Source organism: Variovorax sp. GW823-FHT04F07, assembly GCF_058795995.1.
Genome location: NZ_JBXAIG010000003.1, coordinates 260,832 through 276,009, shown reverse-complemented (window position 1 = coordinate 276,009; position 15,178 = coordinate 260,832). Strand labels below are relative to the sequence as shown.

The 15,178-nt window shown below is 69.8% G+C and carries 18 protein-coding genes and 1 pseudogene; 10 read left to right on the top strand and 9 right to left on the bottom strand.

Features of this window, described 5'->3' with window-relative positions; genetic code table 11:
• Positions 1-5: 5 nt before the first annotated feature.
• The gene (locus AC1RAA_RS16600; protein WP_223301389.1) at positions 6-488 is read right to left on the bottom strand and encodes a Rossmann-fold NAD(P)-binding domain-containing protein; all 483 of its coding nucleotides are present in this window, start codon (positions 486-488) and stop codon (positions 6-8) included.
• A gap of 226 nt (positions 489-714) precedes the next feature.
• Between AC1RAA_RS16600 and AC1RAA_RS16595 the strand changes: the two genes are divergently transcribed.
• Complete coding sequence (locus tag AC1RAA_RS16595) at positions 715-1,473, top strand: Crp/Fnr family transcriptional regulator (protein WP_492731204.1); 759 nt, start codon at positions 715-717, stop codon at positions 1,471-1,473.
• Positions 1,474-1,486: 13 nt separating this feature from the next.
• Here AC1RAA_RS16595 and AC1RAA_RS16590 read toward each other — a convergent pair whose 3' ends face one another.
• Both AC1RAA_RS16590 and AC1RAA_RS16585 read right to left on the bottom strand, forming a co-directional pair.
• Positions 1,487-3,598 (bottom strand): PAS domain S-box protein, encoded by a 2,112-nt coding sequence (locus AC1RAA_RS16590; protein ID WP_492731206.1) that lies wholly within the window; start codon positions 3,596-3,598, stop codon positions 1,487-1,489.
• Positions 3,591-4,316 carry a winged helix-turn-helix domain-containing protein gene (locus AC1RAA_RS16585; protein ID WP_070062099.1) on the bottom strand — a complete coding sequence of 242 codons (726 nt, stop codon included), beginning with the start codon at positions 4,314-4,316 and terminating at the stop codon, positions 3,591-3,593. The genes AC1RAA_RS16590 and AC1RAA_RS16585 overlap by 8 nt, the downstream gene beginning before the upstream one ends.
• A 181-nt stretch (positions 4,317-4,497) precedes the next feature.
• Here AC1RAA_RS16585 and AC1RAA_RS16580 point away from each other — a divergent pair, with 181 nt between their 5' ends.
• Positions 4,498-5,682: a DesA family fatty acid desaturase gene (locus AC1RAA_RS16580; protein ID WP_070062100.1), complete on the top strand. Its 1,185-nt coding sequence runs from the start codon at positions 4,498-4,500 to the stop codon at positions 5,680-5,682.
• A 21-nt stretch (positions 5,683-5,703) separates the two neighbouring features.
• Here AC1RAA_RS16580 and AC1RAA_RS16575 read toward each other — a convergent pair whose 3' ends face one another.
• Together AC1RAA_RS16575 and AC1RAA_RS16570 are read right to left on the bottom strand one after the other, a co-directional pair.
• Positions 5,704-6,228, bottom strand: coding sequence for an OsmC family protein (locus tag AC1RAA_RS16575; RefSeq protein ID WP_492731208.1), 525 nt, complete (start codon positions 6,226-6,228; stop codon positions 5,704-5,706).
• Positions 6,229-6,347: 119 nt separating this feature from the next.
• A complete protein-coding gene (locus tag AC1RAA_RS16570; RefSeq protein WP_492731211.1) occupies positions 6,348-6,860 on the bottom strand; it encodes a universal stress protein in 513 nt (170 codons plus the stop codon).
• Between the two features lie 148 nt (positions 6,861-7,008).
• Between AC1RAA_RS16570 and AC1RAA_RS16565 the strand changes: the two genes are divergently transcribed.
• The 4 genes and pseudogenes from AC1RAA_RS16565 (at position 7,009) to AC1RAA_RS16550 (ending at position 9,218) form a co-directional block, all read left to right on the top strand.
• The gene (locus AC1RAA_RS16565) at positions 7,009-7,596 is read left to right on the top strand and encodes a hemerythrin domain-containing protein (RefSeq protein ID WP_492731213.1); all 588 of its coding nucleotides are present in this window, start codon (positions 7,009-7,011) and stop codon (positions 7,594-7,596) included.
• A gap of 65 nt (positions 7,597-7,661) precedes the next feature.
• Positions 7,662-8,225 (top strand): annotated as a pseudogene (locus AC1RAA_RS16560) (HD domain-containing protein); the annotation flags it as partial.
• Between the two features lie 21 nt (positions 8,226-8,246).
• Positions 8,247-8,747 carry a GNAT family N-acetyltransferase gene (locus AC1RAA_RS16555; protein ID WP_492731315.1) on the top strand — a complete coding sequence of 167 codons (501 nt, stop codon included), beginning with the start codon at positions 8,247-8,249 and terminating at the stop codon, positions 8,745-8,747.
• 42 nt (positions 8,748-8,789) lie between these two features.
• A complete protein-coding gene (locus AC1RAA_RS16550; protein ID WP_062479965.1) occupies positions 8,790-9,218 on the top strand; it encodes a hypothetical protein in 429 nt (142 codons plus the stop codon).
• Between the two features lie 38 nt (positions 9,219-9,256).
• Here AC1RAA_RS16550 and AC1RAA_RS16545 read toward each other — a convergent pair whose 3' ends face one another.
• The 4 genes from AC1RAA_RS16545 to AC1RAA_RS16530 form a co-directional block, all read right to left on the bottom strand.
• Positions 9,257-9,703: a universal stress protein gene (locus tag AC1RAA_RS16545; RefSeq protein ID WP_062479963.1), complete on the bottom strand. Its 447-nt coding sequence runs from the start codon at positions 9,701-9,703 to the stop codon at positions 9,257-9,259.
• A 103-nt stretch (positions 9,704-9,806) separates the two neighbouring features.
• Complete coding sequence (locus AC1RAA_RS16540; protein WP_062479961.1) at positions 9,807-10,352, bottom strand: Rrf2 family transcriptional regulator; 546 nt, start codon at positions 10,350-10,352, stop codon at positions 9,807-9,809.
• A gap of 35 nt (positions 10,353-10,387) precedes the next feature.
• The gene (locus tag AC1RAA_RS16535; RefSeq protein ID WP_492731215.1) at positions 10,388-11,086 is read right to left on the bottom strand and encodes a Bax inhibitor-1/YccA family protein; all 699 of its coding nucleotides are present in this window, start codon (positions 11,084-11,086) and stop codon (positions 10,388-10,390) included.
• 181 nt (positions 11,087-11,267) lie between these two features.
• On the bottom strand, positions 11,268-11,603 hold the full coding sequence (locus tag AC1RAA_RS16530; RefSeq protein WP_062479977.1) for a hypothetical protein: 336 nt from the start codon (positions 11,601-11,603) through the stop codon (positions 11,268-11,270).
• 244 nt (positions 11,604-11,847) lie between these two features.
• On the opposite strand from AC1RAA_RS16530, the gene ycaC reads away from it, so the two are divergent.
• The 4 genes from ycaC (at position 11,848) to AC1RAA_RS16510 (ending at position 15,176) form a co-directional block, all read left to right on the top strand.
• Positions 11,848-12,474: an isochorismate family cysteine hydrolase YcaC gene (gene ycaC / locus AC1RAA_RS16525; RefSeq protein WP_492731217.1), complete on the top strand. Its 627-nt coding sequence runs from the start codon at positions 11,848-11,850 to the stop codon at positions 12,472-12,474.
• A 7-nt stretch (positions 12,475-12,481) separates the two neighbouring features.
• Positions 12,482-13,171, top strand: a complete 690-nt coding sequence (locus AC1RAA_RS16520) for an isochorismatase family protein (protein WP_062479955.1) — start codon at positions 12,482-12,484, stop codon at positions 13,169-13,171.
• Between the two features lie 93 nt (positions 13,172-13,264).
• Complete coding sequence (locus AC1RAA_RS16515) at positions 13,265-13,861, top strand: NADPH-dependent FMN reductase (protein ID WP_492731219.1); 597 nt, start codon at positions 13,265-13,267, stop codon at positions 13,859-13,861.
• A 97-nt stretch (positions 13,862-13,958) separates the two neighbouring features.
• On the top strand, positions 13,959-15,176 hold the full coding sequence (locus AC1RAA_RS16510) for an acyl-CoA dehydrogenase family protein (RefSeq protein ID WP_095746577.1): 1,218 nt from the start codon (positions 13,959-13,961) through the stop codon (positions 15,174-15,176).
• Positions 15,177-15,178: the final 2 nt, after the last annotated feature.

The window sequence follows — 15,178 nt, the reverse complement described above, 5'->3', positions numbered from 1 at the left end:
CCGAATCAGGCGATGCTCTCGATCAGCAACGCCTGCAACACGAACCGCCGGTTGTCCGCCGCCGCCGTGCGCTCGCCGAGCAGCCCCGCGAGCGCGGCCGTGGGGTGGCTGTCGGCTGCGGCGCCGTCGTGCACCGGAATGCCCGCGTGCTGGCCGATCTGGCGCACCAGCGCGGCATCGATGCCCTCGCAGGCGACCGCGTCATAGAGCCGCCCGAGCATGCGCGCCGTGTGCTGCAGCTCCTGCACCGGCGTGTCGGTCGACAGGCTGGAGCGCATGGTCGCGACCTGCGCGCCCAGTTCCTCGGCGGCCTGGCGCAGCAGGGCGAGGGCGGCGCTGTCGCCGGTCTCGCTGAGCAGGCCGAGGTTCTTGCCGCGCAGCAGCCGCGGCGGCGCGGCGCCGTCGAGCGCGGCGCGCTGGAGCAGCCGGGCGCGGCCGAGCAGGCTGGCCTCTCTCTGGGGCGACAGCGCGGCGGTGGAAGGGTGCATGGCAAGGTTCGACATGTGTCTCGCGGAGGCTAGCCACCCAGGCCGCGCCGGCCTTGACGCACATCAAGGAGCGCGCCGCTGTTACACGCCGGACACAGAGCATTCACCCGACGTTACGCACCGATGCGGGCCGTTGTCACTGCGGGGCCTCGCGCTTCCTAGCATCGAGACATCGCCTGATCGCAGGCAACGCTACACAAGACAGACAGAACGCCGAGGAATCCCCATGCTCACGAGTGCCCGCCCCAACCCCATCCTCCCGCGTCGGCCCCTTCCGACGGTGCAGAAGGAAGACGCGGGCCGCCGCACGGCCGAGCGCCTGCGCCTGCTGGCCGAACAGCTGCAGCCGCAGCGCCGCATGGTGCACACGGGCGACGTGATCTACCAGGCCGGCGAGCGCTTCGGCAACCTCTACATCCTGAACTCGGGCTTCTTCAAGATCGTGAACCTCTCGGCCGACGGCCGCGAGCAGGTGGTGGGCCTGAAGTTCCGCGGCGACTGGCTGGGCTTCGACGGCATCGCGGGCCAGCGCTACGTGTGCGACGCCGTGGCGATGGACACGGGCGAGGTCTGGGTCGTGCCCTACGAATCGCTGCTGGCCGCCTGCACCACGCACCCCGCGCTGCTGCAGATGCTGCACGCCGCGATGAGCCGCGAGATCGCGCACGACCGCGACTCGCTGATGTCGGTGTGCACCTTGCCGGCCGACGCGCGCGTGGCCGACTTCCTGCGCTACTGGGCCGAGTCGCTGGCCGACCGCGGTATGCGCACCGACGAGATCACGCTGCGCATGACGCGCGCCGAGATCGGCAACTACCTGGGCATGACGCTCGAAAGCGTGAGCCGCGCACTCTCGCGGCTGGCGCGCGACAAGGTCATCGGCTTTGCCACCAAGGGCCGGCGCGAGGTGCAGATTCCCGACGTGGGCGCGCTCTCGGCCTTCGTGCAGCGCTGCCTGGCGCCGGCGCCCGCGATGCTTCAGTAAGAGGAGGTTTCGCTCACTCGCGCGCGGCCAGCAGCGCCCGCGCCATCGCGCGTGCGAGCTCGCTGCGCGAATACGGTTTGCGCAGCAGCTCCCAGCCCGGGGGCGCTTCGCGGTCGGCGTCGAGCAGCTCCGCCGAGAACCCCGACATCAGCAGCACCGCGAGCCGCGGTTGGCGTTGCACCGCCTCGGCGGCCAGCCGCGTGCCGCGCATGCCGGGGCCGAGCGCGATGTCGCTCAGCAGCAGGTCGAAGGGCGTGGCCTCGGCGGCCATGGCAGGCAGTGCCTGTTCGGCGTTGGCCGCGGTCGCGACCTCGCAGCCCAGCGTGGTGAGGAAGGTGTGGACCACCTGGCGCACCTCGGCGTCGTCTTCGACGAGCATCACGCGCAGGCCTGGGGCCAGCGTGGCCTCGGCTTCGATCTCCATGGGGTCTTCATCGGCGGGTGCTGCAGCGCTCGTCGCATCGGCCTCGACCTGCGGCAGGTAGAGCGTCACGGTGGTGCCGGCGTTGAGCTTGCTGTCGATGGCGATGGCGCCGCGCGACTGCTTCACGAAGCCGTACACCGTGCTCAGGCCCAGGCCGGTGCCGCGCCCGGCTTCCTTGGTGGTGAAGAAGGGCTCGAAGAGGTGTTCCATGACCGCGTCGGTCATGCCGGTGCCGCTGTCGGCGATGGAGAGCGCGACAAAGCGGCGGCCGGCGTCGGCGTCGCTCAGTTCCTGGCGCACGGTGGCGGGCAGGGCGTCGCAGGCCTCGGCGCGAAAGTGCAGGCGCCCGCCCTCGGGCATGGCGTCGCGCGCGTTGATGGCGATGTTCAGCAGCGCCGATTCGAGCTGGCCCGGGTCGGCGCGCACGGCGGGGCAGGGGTCGTCGGCGTCGATCTCGATCTGGATGCGCTGATCGAGCGTGCGGCGCAGCATGTCGGTGAGCGAGTGCAGCATCTGCCGCACGTCGACCGCGTCGGGCTGCAGCATCTGGCGCCGCGAGAAGGCCAGCAGCTTGCCCGTGAGTTCGGCGCCGCGCCGGCTGGCGCGCGCGGCGGCGGCCACGAGCTGCTGCGCATAGCCGTCGGCCGCGAGCTGCGGCAGTTCTTCGAGCACCTGCAGGTTGCCCTGGATGATGGTGAGCAGGTTGTTGAAGTCGTGCGCGATGCCGCCGGTGAGCTGGCCCACGCTCTCCAGGCGCTGCGCGTGGTTCAGCGCCTCTTCGGTCTGCACGCGCTGCAGGCTGGTGGCCAGCAGGCTCGCCACCGATTCGAGAAAGCGGATCTCCTCGTCCCCGAAGCGCCGCGCGGCGGTGGCGCGCACCGACAGCATGCCGGTCACGCGGCCCCGGTCGGACAGCGGCACGGCCAGCGCGCTGACCAGCCCGGCCTCGAGGTAGGCGGGCGGCACGGTGAAGCGGCGCTCCTCGCGGTAGTCGGTCACGACGACGGGGCAGCCTTGCGAGAGCACGTAGCCGGGTTGGGTGTCGGGCCGGTTGGCGATGCGCAGGCCCACGCTCTCGTCGGCGACCAGGCCCACGCCGCTGGCCAGGCGGAACTCGCGCTGGCTGCCGTCGAGCAGCCACACCATCGCCACCTCGACCTGCAATGCGGTCGCGACGATGTCGGGCACCTGCGCCAGCACCACCTGCAGGTCGCGCGTGTCGACCGCCAGGCGGCCCAGCTGCGCCAGGTGTTCGCTGTAGCGCGCGCGCTGCAGCGCCTGCTTCACGCGCGGGTAGGCGCCGATGTCGCGGATCGCGGCCACCACGAAGGGCAGGCCCTGGTTCTGCAGCGGGCTCAGCGCGATCTCGACCATCACCTCGCTGCCGTCCTTGCGCTTGGCGACGAGTTCCATGTCGGTGCCCATCGGGCGCGGGCGCGGCGCGCGGCCGTAGGCTTCGCGGAATGCGGCGTGACGCGGGCGGATGCTGTCGGGCACGAGCGCTTCCACGCTCAGGCCCACGAGCTCGTCGGCCGCGTAGCCGAGCATGGCGGCGGCCGAGGGGTTGGCCAGCACGATGCGGCCCGACTGGTCCACCACCAGCAGCGAATCGGGATACGCGGCGAACAGCGAGCGGAACACGCTGCCTTCCTCGACGCCCGAGGGCAGGCCGGGAATCGAGGGGGCGTTGCCGTCAGCCATGGGTGACCGGCGGCACCAGGATGTAGCCCGCGCCGCGCACCGACTTGATGAGCTGCGGATCGTCGGCGTTGGCCTCGATCTTCTTGCGCAGCCGGCCGACCTGCACGTCGATCGTGCGGTCGAAAGGGGCCGCTTCGCGTCCGCGCGTCTGCTCGAGCAGGAAGTCGCGCGAGAGCACGCGGCCCGGGTGCCGGGCGAAGGCGCACAGCAGGTCGAACTCGCCCGTGGTCAGCGCCACGGCCTCGCCCTGCGCGTTGCTGAGGCTGCGCGCGGCGGTGTCCAGGCGCCAGCCGGCGAAGCGCAGGCGCTCGGGCGGCGTGGGCGCGGCGGCGGCCGCCGACGCGTCGGGCGTCAGGCGCCGCAGCACGGCCTTGACGCGCGCCGCCAGCTCGCGCAGGTCGAAGGGCTTGGTCACGTAGTCGTCGGCGCCCACTTCGAGGCCCACGACCTTGTCCACCGGGTCGCCGCGGCCGGTGACGATCACGAGGCCGCAGCGCCAGTTCTCGCGCATGTGGCGGGCGATGGAAAAGCCGTCTTCGCCGGGCAGGCCGAGGTCCAGCAGCACGAGGTCGGCCGGGTCGGCGGCCATGAGCGAGCGCAGCGCCGCGCCGTCGTGGATCTGGGTGACGCGGTAGCCGTGGCCCTGGAGGTAGTTGGCCAGCAGCAGCGTGATGTCGACCTCGTCGTCGAGCACCGCGATGTGGGGGGCAGAAGTCATGCGGGGGCTGGGAGAAAAAACGCCAGCGCCACGGGGAAGGGCGCAGGGAGCCGGGAAGCGTAGCACGCAAGGCGCCGCTCTGGCAGCCGCAGCGCCCGCCGTTGATCTGGCGCAAGGCGCGCGGGCGGGGCGCTTCCGAGAATCGCGCCCGTTGTCCACAGGGTCCAGAAGGTACGAACGAATGGCATCTTTTCTTTTCTCGGGCGCGCTCGATCTCCCGTGGTGGGGCGTGCTGCTGGCCGCGCTGGCGCTGACGCACGTCACCATCGCCTCGGTCACCATCTTCCTGCACCGCCACCAGGCGCACCGCGCGCTCGACCTGCATCCCATTGCCAGCCACTTCTTCCGCTTCTGGCTCTGGATGACGACGGGCATGGTCACCAAGCAATGGGCCGCGGTGCACCGCAAGCACCACGCCAAGTGCGACACGCCCGACGACCCGCACAGCCCGCAGGTGGTGGGCCTGAAGCGCGTGCTCTGGGGCGGCGTGCTGCTGTACGTGGCCGAGGCGCGCAACCCCGAGACGCTGAGCCGCTACGGCCACGGCACGCCCGACGACTGGCTCGAGCGGCGGCTGTACACGCGCTACCAGACGCTGGGCATCACCTGCATGGGCCTGATCGACATGGCGCTGTTCGGCGTGCTGCCGGGCGCGCTGGTGCTGCTCGTGCAGATCGCGTGGATTCCGTTCTGGGCCGCCGGCGTGGTCAACGGCATCGGCCACTTCTGGGGCTACCGCAACTGGCCCGCGTCGGACGCGAGCACGAACATCTTTCCCATCGGCCTCCTGATCGGCGGCGAGGAGCTGCACAACAACCACCATGCGTTCCCGACCTCGGCCAAGCTGTCGAACAAGTGGTTCGAGTTCGACATCGGCTGGGTCTACATCCGCGCGTTGCAGGCGCTGGGGCTGGCGAAGGTGAAGCACCTGGCGCCGAAGCCGCGCCTCACCACGCCGCGCGCCACCGTCGACCTGCTCACGGTGCAGGCGGTGATCCGGCACCACTACGACGTGCTGTCGAACTACTCGCGCTCGCTGAAGCAGGCCTGCACCGAGGAGCTGGCGCGCGTGCATGCGCTCGCGCCGAACAAGGCGCGTGCCTTGCGCGCCGCGCGGCCCTGGCTCGGCAAGGAAGAGAAGGCGCTCGACGCCACGCGCCATGCGCAGCTCACGCAAGCGCTGGTGGCTTCGCAGGCACTGGAAACGATGTACGCGATGCGGCGCGAGCTCACGGCGCTGTGGAGCCGCTCGGGCGCCACTGGCGAACAGCTCGTGAAGCGGCTGCAGGACTGGTGCGAGCGCGCCGAAGCCAGCGGCATCGCGCCGCTGGCGGCCTTTGCGGTGCGGCTGCGTTCCTACGCCTGAAGACGGCTTTCGCGGGTGCCGTCAGGGTTGCTCGACCTGCACCGCCACATCGAGCGGCACGGCCCGGCGCAGCGCACTGCCCACCGGGGAGTGGGCCTCGGCCCAGTGCACGAGGTCACGCAACGCCTGCTCCGGCACGCCCTCCGCGGCGATCCGCACCGCGACGTGCATGCGGCTGGGGCCGGCGGGCACGGAGGCCGGCTCGCCGAGCAGGCCGCGGCTGTCCGACTGGCTGCCGACGACCACTTCGAGGGTCGTCAATGCGATGCCGAGCTGCGCGGCCCGCATGGCGATCACGGTCGTTTCGCAACTGGCCAGGGCGGCGCGCATGAACCAGCCGGGGGATGGCGCTTCAGCCTTGCCTCCGATGGCCTTCGGCATGTCGGTCGCGATGGATTCCCCCGTGGGACCGGTCACGCGAAAGTGCAGGCCCGACACCAGCGTGGCCGTGGCCGGCTTGTCCTGGGTCAGGGCGTCCTGGGGATGCGTCGCGAAGTGGCTCGCGAGGGTGTCCATGGACTGCCGGATGTGCTGGGGTGAGCTCATGGCGCTGCTCCTTGAAACGGGGAACGGGCGGGCGGCTCTTGCGCGAAAGAAGCCGCGAGCGGAGCAGGCCATTCTGGGCGCGGTGCCGGGCCCCGTCAAACCGGCTGCGGGCGACCGGCCTACTGGTTCGCGACCTGCCCGTCCGGCAGGCTGAAGCGCTCGAACTCCACCTTGGCCGCGGCTTCGGGCGCGCGGATCAGCAGCACCGGCACGGGCGCCACCCGCAGGATGTGCTCCGCGCTGCTGCCCATGGCCCAGCGGCTCAGGCCGCGCCGCCCGTGCGTGCCGAGCACGATCAGGTCGGCCTTCGAGGCGATGGCTTCGGTCACCACCTGGTCGTGGACCGCGCCGGCCTTGAAGCCGTCGCGCAGCACGACCTCGGCCTCGACACCCGCGTCCTGCGCCTGGGCGCGGGCCTTCTCGAGCAGCGTCACGGCGTTGGCGCGCAGCGCCCCGAGCCAGTCGCCCGAATGGCCGGCGTAGACGTCCATGCCGAGCGCGAACGAGAGTTCATCGAGGATGTGGACGATGCGCAGGCGGCCACCGGTGAGCTTGGCCAGGCGGATGGCTTCGGCCAGGCCTTCGGCGGAGGTGGAACTGCCGTCGACGGGAACCAGGATGCGTTGGTACATGGTGTGGAACCTCCAGGGTGCGTTGATGAGAAAGAGGAGATGCCATGCCAGTCTGTGCCTGGCTGCGTGCACGGGCCTTGATCTGGAACAAGCCTGGGCCGCGTCGGACTTGCGACCCTTGGGGCCTTCGAAAGAAGGAGACCCCGCCATGACCCATGCCGCCGTCCGGATCATTCGCCAGGAGCACGCCGCGCTGGCGGCCATGCTGCGTTCCATCGTGATGCTGCTCGACCAGCACCGCCGCAAGGGCACGATGCCCGACTTCGCGACGCTGCGCGCGATGCTGTTCTACGTGGACGAGTTTCCCGAGAAGCGCCACCACCCGAAGGAGACCGAGTTGCTCTTTCCCCGGCTGCGCGCGTGCACGCCGATCTCGCGCGACCTGATGGACAAGCTGGACAACGACCATGCCTGGGGCGAGCGCAAGATCCGCCACGTCGAGCACGCGCTGCTCGCCTTCGAGATGCTCGGCGAGCCGCGCCGCCTGGCCTTCGAGCAGGCGATGAACGAGTACGTGAACTTCTACCTGGAGCACATGGCGCACGAGGAACGCGAGATCCTGCCGCTGGCCGAGCGCGTGCTCAGCGCCGACGACTGGCGCGAGCTCGATGCGGCCTTCGGCGAAAACCGCGACCTGTTCTCCAACCACCCCGCGCCCGACGAGGTGTATGCGTCGCTCTTCACGCGCATCGTCAACGCGGTGCCCGCGCCGATCGGGCTGGGGCCGGCGCTGTAACGACGGCCTGCGTCCGGATCGCGTAGGCTCGGCCTGACACCCTTCAGGACGAACGAGACGGCGAGATGGACATCGATCAGATCAGGGGAAGGCTGGACTTCCTTCGCGAGGCCGAGCGCCTCAAGAGCGTGCTGCGCAGCGCGCACACGGCCTCGGGCCGCACCGAGAGCACGGCCGAGCACAGCTGGCGCCTGTGCCTCATGGCCATGGCCTTCGAGGACGAGCTGGCCGACCTCGACCTGCTCAAGGTGCTGAAGATGTGCGTGGTGCACGACCTGGGCGAGGCGATCCACGGCGACATTCCTGCCATCGTGCAAGGCGCGCATCCCGACAAGAGCGCGCAGGAGCGCGAAGACCTGCAGGTGCTCACGCGCACGCTCGACGCGCCGCTGCGCGCGGGCATCCTGGCGCTGTGGGACGAGTACGAAAAGGCCGAAACGCCCGAAGCGCAGGCGGTGAAGGCGCTCGACAAGCTCGAGACCCTGCTGCAGCACAACCAGGGCGCAAACCCGCCGGACTTCGACTACGAATTCAACCTCGGCTACGGCCAGAAGCACACCGGCAGCCGGCCGCTGTTCCGTGCCATGCGGGCGCTGGTGGATGCCGACACGCAGAAGAAGGTGGAGGCTGCGCGACGGGCGGAGTCGGGGCTGGTGGTTCGCCCCGAGCAACCGGGCGACGAGGCCGCGATCCGGCAACTGACGGTGGCGGCGTTTGCCGAGGCACCGCATGCCGACGGCACCGAACACCTCATCGTCGACGCCTTGCGCGCGGCCGGGCAGCTCACGCTGTCGCTCGTGGTCGAGGAAGGCGGCGAGATCGTCGGCCATGTCGCGCTGTCGCCCGTGGCGATCTCGGACGGTACGACTGGCTGGCATGGCCTGGGCCCGATCTCGGTGGCGCCCGCGCGCCAGGGGCAGGGCATCGGCCGGCTGCTGATGGACGCCGCGCTGGCGGGCCTGCGCGACGCCGGCGCGCAAGGCTGCGTGCTGCTGGGCGACCCGGCTTTCTATGGCCGCTTCGGCTTCGTCGTGCGGCCCGGGCTGGTGTTGCCGGGCGTGCCGCCGGAATACTTTCAGGCCGTGTCGTTCCACGGCGCGTGGCCGGTCGGCGAGGTGCGGTACCACGCGGCGTTCGGCGTCGGTGCCTGACGCACGGACCGGGGGCGCAAGGCGTTCATAATCGCCCCCGTCATGCCTGCCCGCCACCTGCCTTCGGACACTGCCCATGCGCCGCGCGTGAAGCGCGCGCAGACCTCGGTGTCCGCGCGTTCCGCGACCCCCGAACCACCCCGCCGCCGCATCCATGACGGTGGTGCGTCCCGCAGCCTTGCGGGCTTCACCGCGATGGAGAGCAGCGCACCGGCCCGCGCGCCGTCTGCGGCGCGACCGCGCAACTGGCGCACGACCCTGCTGGGTGTGGCGCTTGGGTTGGTCATTGCGATGCTGTTGCTCATGAAGTGGCTGCTCGACTACCAGGTCGATGCCGCGCAAGCGCGCCACGCGCAGGAAGCCCAGGCGCGTACGCAGGCCGCGCGCTGCTTCGGCCGCGATGCCGGGCCGTCGTGCCCGCCGGCCGGTCGCACGGTCGTCGAGACCGTCGAGTCCGCAGCGACGAGATAACCCCGCGCACCGCGTGCGCGGGGCCTCGTTCGTTCAGTTCAGCGCAGCACCAGCACCGGAATGTGCGAGTGCGTCAGCACGTGCAGCGTCTCGCTGCCCAGCAGCAGCCGGGCGAGGCTGCGGCGCCCGTGCGAGGCCATCACGATCAGGTCGCAGTCCTGGTTCTTGGCGGCGTGGATGATGGCTTCGGCCACCTGGTTCGACTTCATGACCACCGCGTCGGCGCGGCGCACGCCCTTGGCCAGGGCGGTGTCGCGCACCGCATCGGCCACGCGCTGGGCCGCCTGCTCGACGTGTTTCTGGTTGGCCTCGAAATCCGTCTGGTTCAGCAGCATCGAGCCTTCGAAGTAGCCATAGGGCTGGATGTGCGCGACGTTGACGCTCACCAGCTCGGCGCCGGTCAGCAACGCGAGGTCGATGGCCGCGGCCACCGCCTTGTCCGACAGCGAAGAGCCGTCGGTTGCGACGAGAACACGCTTGTACATGGCAGGCTCCTTGGCCCCCGGCACCGCGGGTGCCCTCAGTGCCCAGTCTAGGTCGCGCGGCCCGGTCTTTCAAGGCGCGGCGCAGCGGCCGCGCCGATCGCCGTCAGCTGCTCGTGCTGTGGCGCCGGCCCAGTGCGAACACCGAGTTCGGCGCGTCGACCACGAAGGGCTTGCGCACCGGCGAGCCGACCACGGCCGTGGTGCGGCGCGCGGCCGCGCTGGTGGCGGGCTGCACGCCCTTGGCCTTCTGTTCGTCGACCAGGCTCTGCAGCGAGATCGAGCGCAGGAACTCGACGGCGCGCAGGTTCACGGAGGCCCACAGGTCGTCGATCTCGCAGCGGCCGGGTTCATCGGCCGAGCCGGCGGCGCGCGGGCGGATCTTGCTGGCGCCCAGGTCCTCGATGGTGAGCACGATGTCGGCCACCGTGATCTCCGCGGCCTTGCGGCTGAGCGAGTAGCCGCCGCCGGGGCCGCGGGTGGATTCGACCAGCCCGTTGCGGCGCAGCTTGGCGAACAGCAGTTCCAGGTACGACAGCGAGACCTGCTGGCGCAGGCTGATCGAGGCCAGCGTGACGGGGCCCGAGCGGCCGTGCAGGGCGATGTCGATCATCGCGGTGACCGCGAAGCGGCCCTTGGTGGTGAGGCGCATGGTATTTCCTTCCTTGCTTGTCGTTCTGTGTGCGCTTACTCGTCGCGGCCGCCGGCGATGCCCAGCAGGGCCAGCAGCGACTGGAACACGTTGTAGAGGCTCAGGTACACGCCCAGCGTGGCCGAGATGTAGTTGGTTTCGAGGCCGTCCTTCACGCGCTTCAGGTCATGCAGGATGAAGGCCGAGAAGATGCCGATGGCGGCGACCGACAGCGTCATCATCAGCGCGCTCGACTGGATGAAGACGTTGGCGATGCCCACCACGAGCAGGCCGATGGCGCCCACGAAGAGCCACTTGCCCATGGCCGAGATGTCGCGCTTGATGACCGTCGAGAGCATGGCCATGCCCAGGAAGATGCCGCCGGTGCCGGCGAAGGCGGTCATGACCAGGCTGGCGCCGTTGGACAGGCCGAGCACGCTGCCGACCAGGCGCGACAGCATCAGACCCATGAAGAAGGTGAAGGCCAGCAGCACGGGCACGCCGGCGGCGGAGTTCTTGGTCTTCTCGATGGCGTACATGAAGCCGAAGGCGCCGCCGAGGAACACCATGAGGCCGATGCCCGGCGACATGGCGCGCGTGAGGCCGGTGGCCACGCCGAGCCAGGCGCCCAGCACGGTGGGCACCATCGACAGCGCGAGCAGCCAGTAGGTGTTGCGCAGAACGCGGTTGCGTTCCTGGACCGAGGCCAACGGTGCGCCGAAGCTGGAGGGGTAGGCCGATTGGCTGGAGTTCATCGAAAAATCCTGAAAAAAGAGAGAGGGCCGGACGGGTCGCATGACACGTGCGGCGGGGCCGTCAGACGGCTGAAAAAGAAGGGGCAGGGGCGTCGCGCGAAAAGGGCGACGGGCCGGATCGGATGAGCGCAAACGCCCGGACTGCAACAGTCCTCAGGCGTTCGCTCGCCGCCGCGCGGCCTCAGGCGGCGAGGAGGGCGTGGGGCCGGGGTGGCCGCTTGGGCCGGTCGAGCAGCGGCGAGAGCACCGAGGTGGAGCCCAGCCGCGGCGGTTGCGCGGACAGCACCAGCAGGTTGCGTGCGTGGGGACGCGCATCGACCAGTTCGGCGTGCTCGGAGCCCGCTTCGTCCATGGCGGACGGGTCTTCGGACGAGGTCTTGCCGATGTCCTTGTCGCCGCCATCGGCCAGCGAGGCGGCGAGCGTCGCGACGGTCTGGCGTTCGCCGGACGACGACGTCACATGGTGGCCGCCGACCAGCCCGTGCGCGAGCACGGCGAAGCCGTAGCAGGACAGCATGAAAGCGAGGACGGTAGCGGCAAACCAGCGGGACATGTAGGGGTATTTTACCCGCCGCGAGGGATCGGCTCCGGCGGGCACGAATTCATCCGACCTGCGCGCACGGGTGTTGCCATCGTCCATCGGGTGGAACGCTGCAGGCAAATTTCGCCGACTACCGGACTTTCGGGTGCGCTTTTACGCTGACGGACATGCATCGGGGGCCATTTTTCCCCGGCATTCAACCTCGCAAAGGAAGCCTCTCATGTCCAAGCCTTACACCCGTCTCGACAAGAACGATGTCGCCGTGCTGCTGGTCGACCACCAGACCGGCCTGCTCTCGCTGGTGCGCGACATCGACCCCGACAAGTTCAAGAACAACGTGCTGGCCCTGGCCGACATCGCCAGCTACTTCAAGCTGCCCACGGTGCTGACCACCAGCTTCGAGAACGGCCCCAACGGCCCGCTGGTGCCCGAGCTGAAGGCCCAGTTCCCCGACGCGCCCTACATCCCGCGCCCCGGCCAGATCAATGCCTGGGACAACGAGGACTTCGTCAAGGCCGTGGAGGCCACGGGCAAGAAGCAGCTGCTGATCGCCGGCGTGGTCACCGAGGTCTGCGTGGCTTTCCCGGCGCTGTCGGCGCTGGCCGAGGGCTTCGACGTGTTCGTCGTCACCGATGCGTCGGGCACCTTCAACGACGTGACGCGCCAGGCCGCGTGGGACCGCATGTCGGCCGCCGGCGCGCAGCTGATGTCGTGGTTCGGCGTGGCCTGCGAGCTGCACCGCGACTGGCGCAACGACATCGAGGGCCTGGGCACGCTGTTCTCCAACCACATCCCCGACTACCGCAACCTCATCACCAGCTACACGCAACTGACCCAAGGAAAGTGAGCACCCCATGACCACACCGAACACCGTCGCCAACTTCAACGGCGCCAAGCCCGTCATCGACCCGGACGACGCCGTGATGCTGCTCATCGACCACCAGAGCGGGCTGTTCCAGACCGTGAAGGACATGCCGATGACCGAGCTGCGCTCCAACGTCACCACGCTGGCCAAGGTCGCGACGCTGGCGAAGATCCCGGTCATCACCACCGCCTCGGTGCCGCAGGGCCCGAACGGCCCGCTGATTCCCGAAGTGCACAAGTACGCACCGCATGCGCAGTACGTGGCGCGCAAGGGCGAGATCAACGCCTGGGACAACCCCGAGTTCGTGGCCGCCGTGAAGGCCACCGGGCGCGGCACGCTGATCATCGCCGGCACCATCACCAGCGTGTGCATGGCCTTCCCGAGCATTGCGGCGGTGCACGAGGGCTACCGCGTGTTCGCGGTGATCGACGCCTCGGGCACCTACTCGAAGATGGCGCAGGAGATCACGCTGGCGCGCGTGGTGCAGGCCGGCGTGGTGCCGATCGACACCGCGGGCGTGTGCTCCGAAGTGCAGAAGACCTGGCACCGCGACGACGCCGCGCAATGGGCCGAGGCCTACAGCGCCGTGTTCCCGCCCTACCAGCTGCTGATCGAGAGCTACATGAAGGCGCAGGAGGTGGTGACGAACAGCGAGCAGCTGGATTCGCAGCGCGCCTGATCTTCCGGGTGCGACACTGACGAACGCCGCGCCGCACGCGAAACGTGCGGCGCGGCTTTCCTTCTTCTTTCAACGCACGGCAAGGAGCCCCGCATGGACAGTCCCCGCATCCTGATCATTCCCGGCAGCGCCCGCGACGGCTCGCTCAACCGCCGGCTGGCGGCCGTGGCCGCGGCCACCGCGCGCGCGGCGGGCCTGCAGGTGACGGAGATGGACCTGCGCGCGCTGGCGCTGCCCGTGTACGACGGCGACCTTGAGGCCGCCTCGGGCGTGCCGGCCGGCGCGCACGAACTGCGCAGCGCCATCGCGGCGACCGACGGCGTGCTGATCGTCACGCCCGAGTACAACGGCTTTCCCACGCCGCTGGTCATCAACGCTTTCAGCTGGCTGTCGCGCATCCCGCCCGGCGAGGGCCATGCGGGTGGCTTGGCCGCCACGGCCAACAAGCCGGCCGCGCTGCTGTCGGCCTCGCCCGGACCGCTGGGCGCGCTGCGCTCGATGAACTTCCTGCGCCAGTACCTGCAGATGGCCTTCGCCATGCTGGTGGCGCCGCAGCAGTTCGCGCTCGGTCGCGCGAACGAGGCCTTCGATGCCGACGGCGCACTGAAGGACGCGCGCGCCGCGCAGTCGGTGCAGAAGGTGGTGGCGGCGCTGGCCGCACTGGCGACCGCGTTGCCCACGCCACGTTGACCTGCCCAGGGCGGCGTTCGTGCTGTCGCGCGAACGACCGTCCCGATCCGCATCGCGACGTATCTTCGACCGCACATTGGAAGAAGGACGAGACGACATGCAATTCGAATTCACGCCCCGGGTGCTCGCGCTGCGCGCCGAGCTGCTCAAGTTCATGGACGAGCACGTCTATCCGAACGAGAAGCGCCGCGAGGAAGAGCTGGCCGCCAACGCCCGCGCCGGCCGCCCGTATGCCGAGCTGCCGATGATGGCCGGCCTCAAGGCCAAGGCGCGCGAGCGCGGCCTGTGGAACCTGTTCCTGCCCGAGTCGGAGCACGGCCCCGGCCTGAGCAACGTCGAGTACGCGCCGCTGTGCGAGATCATGGGGCGCCGCTACTGGAGCGCCGAAATTTTCAACTGCTCCGCACCCGACACCGGCAACATGGAAGTGCTGGCGCGCTATGGCACCAAGGCGCAGCAGGAACGCTGGCTCACGCCGCTGCTGGCCGGCGAGATCCGCTCGTCGTTCGCCATGACCGAGCCCGAGGTGGCATCGAGCGACGCCACCAACATCCGCTGCAGCATCCGCCGCGAGGGCGACGAGTACGTCATCAACGGGCGCAAGTGGTACATCACCGGCGCCATGAACGAGCGCTGCGAAATCTTCGTGCTGATGGGCAAGACCGACCCCGACAACGCCGACCGCCACAAGCAGCAGTCGATGGTGCTCGTGCCCAAGAACACGCCCGGCATCACCATCGTGCGCGACATGCAGCTGCTGGGCATGTACGACCCGCCCTTCGGCCACCCCGAGATCGTGTTCGACAACGTGCGCGTGCCGGTCGAGAACATCCTGCTGGGCGAGGGCCGCGGCTTCGAGATTGCGCAAGGCCGCCTCGGCCCCGGACGCATCCACCACTGCATGCGCGCCATCGGCATGGCCGAGGCCGCACTGGAGATGATGTGCCAGCGCTTGGTGTCGCGCGTCGCCTTCCACAAGCCGCTGTCGGAGCAGGGCGTGTGGCGCGAGCGCATTGCCGAGTCGCGCATGCTCATCGAGCAGTCGCGCTGGATGGTGCTGAATGCGGCCTACCGCATGGACACCGTGGGCAACAAGGTGGCGGCGAAAGAGATCGCCATGATCAAGGTGCTCACGCCGAACAACTGCGTGAAGGTGATCGACTGGGCCATGCAGGCCTTCGGCGCCATGGGCCTGAGCCAGGACACGCTGCTCACGCACTTCTACGCCTACGAGCGCCACCTGCGCGTGGCCGACGGACCCGACGAGGTGCACCGCAACGCGATCGCGAAGCAGGAGCTGGCGGCGTACCAGTAACG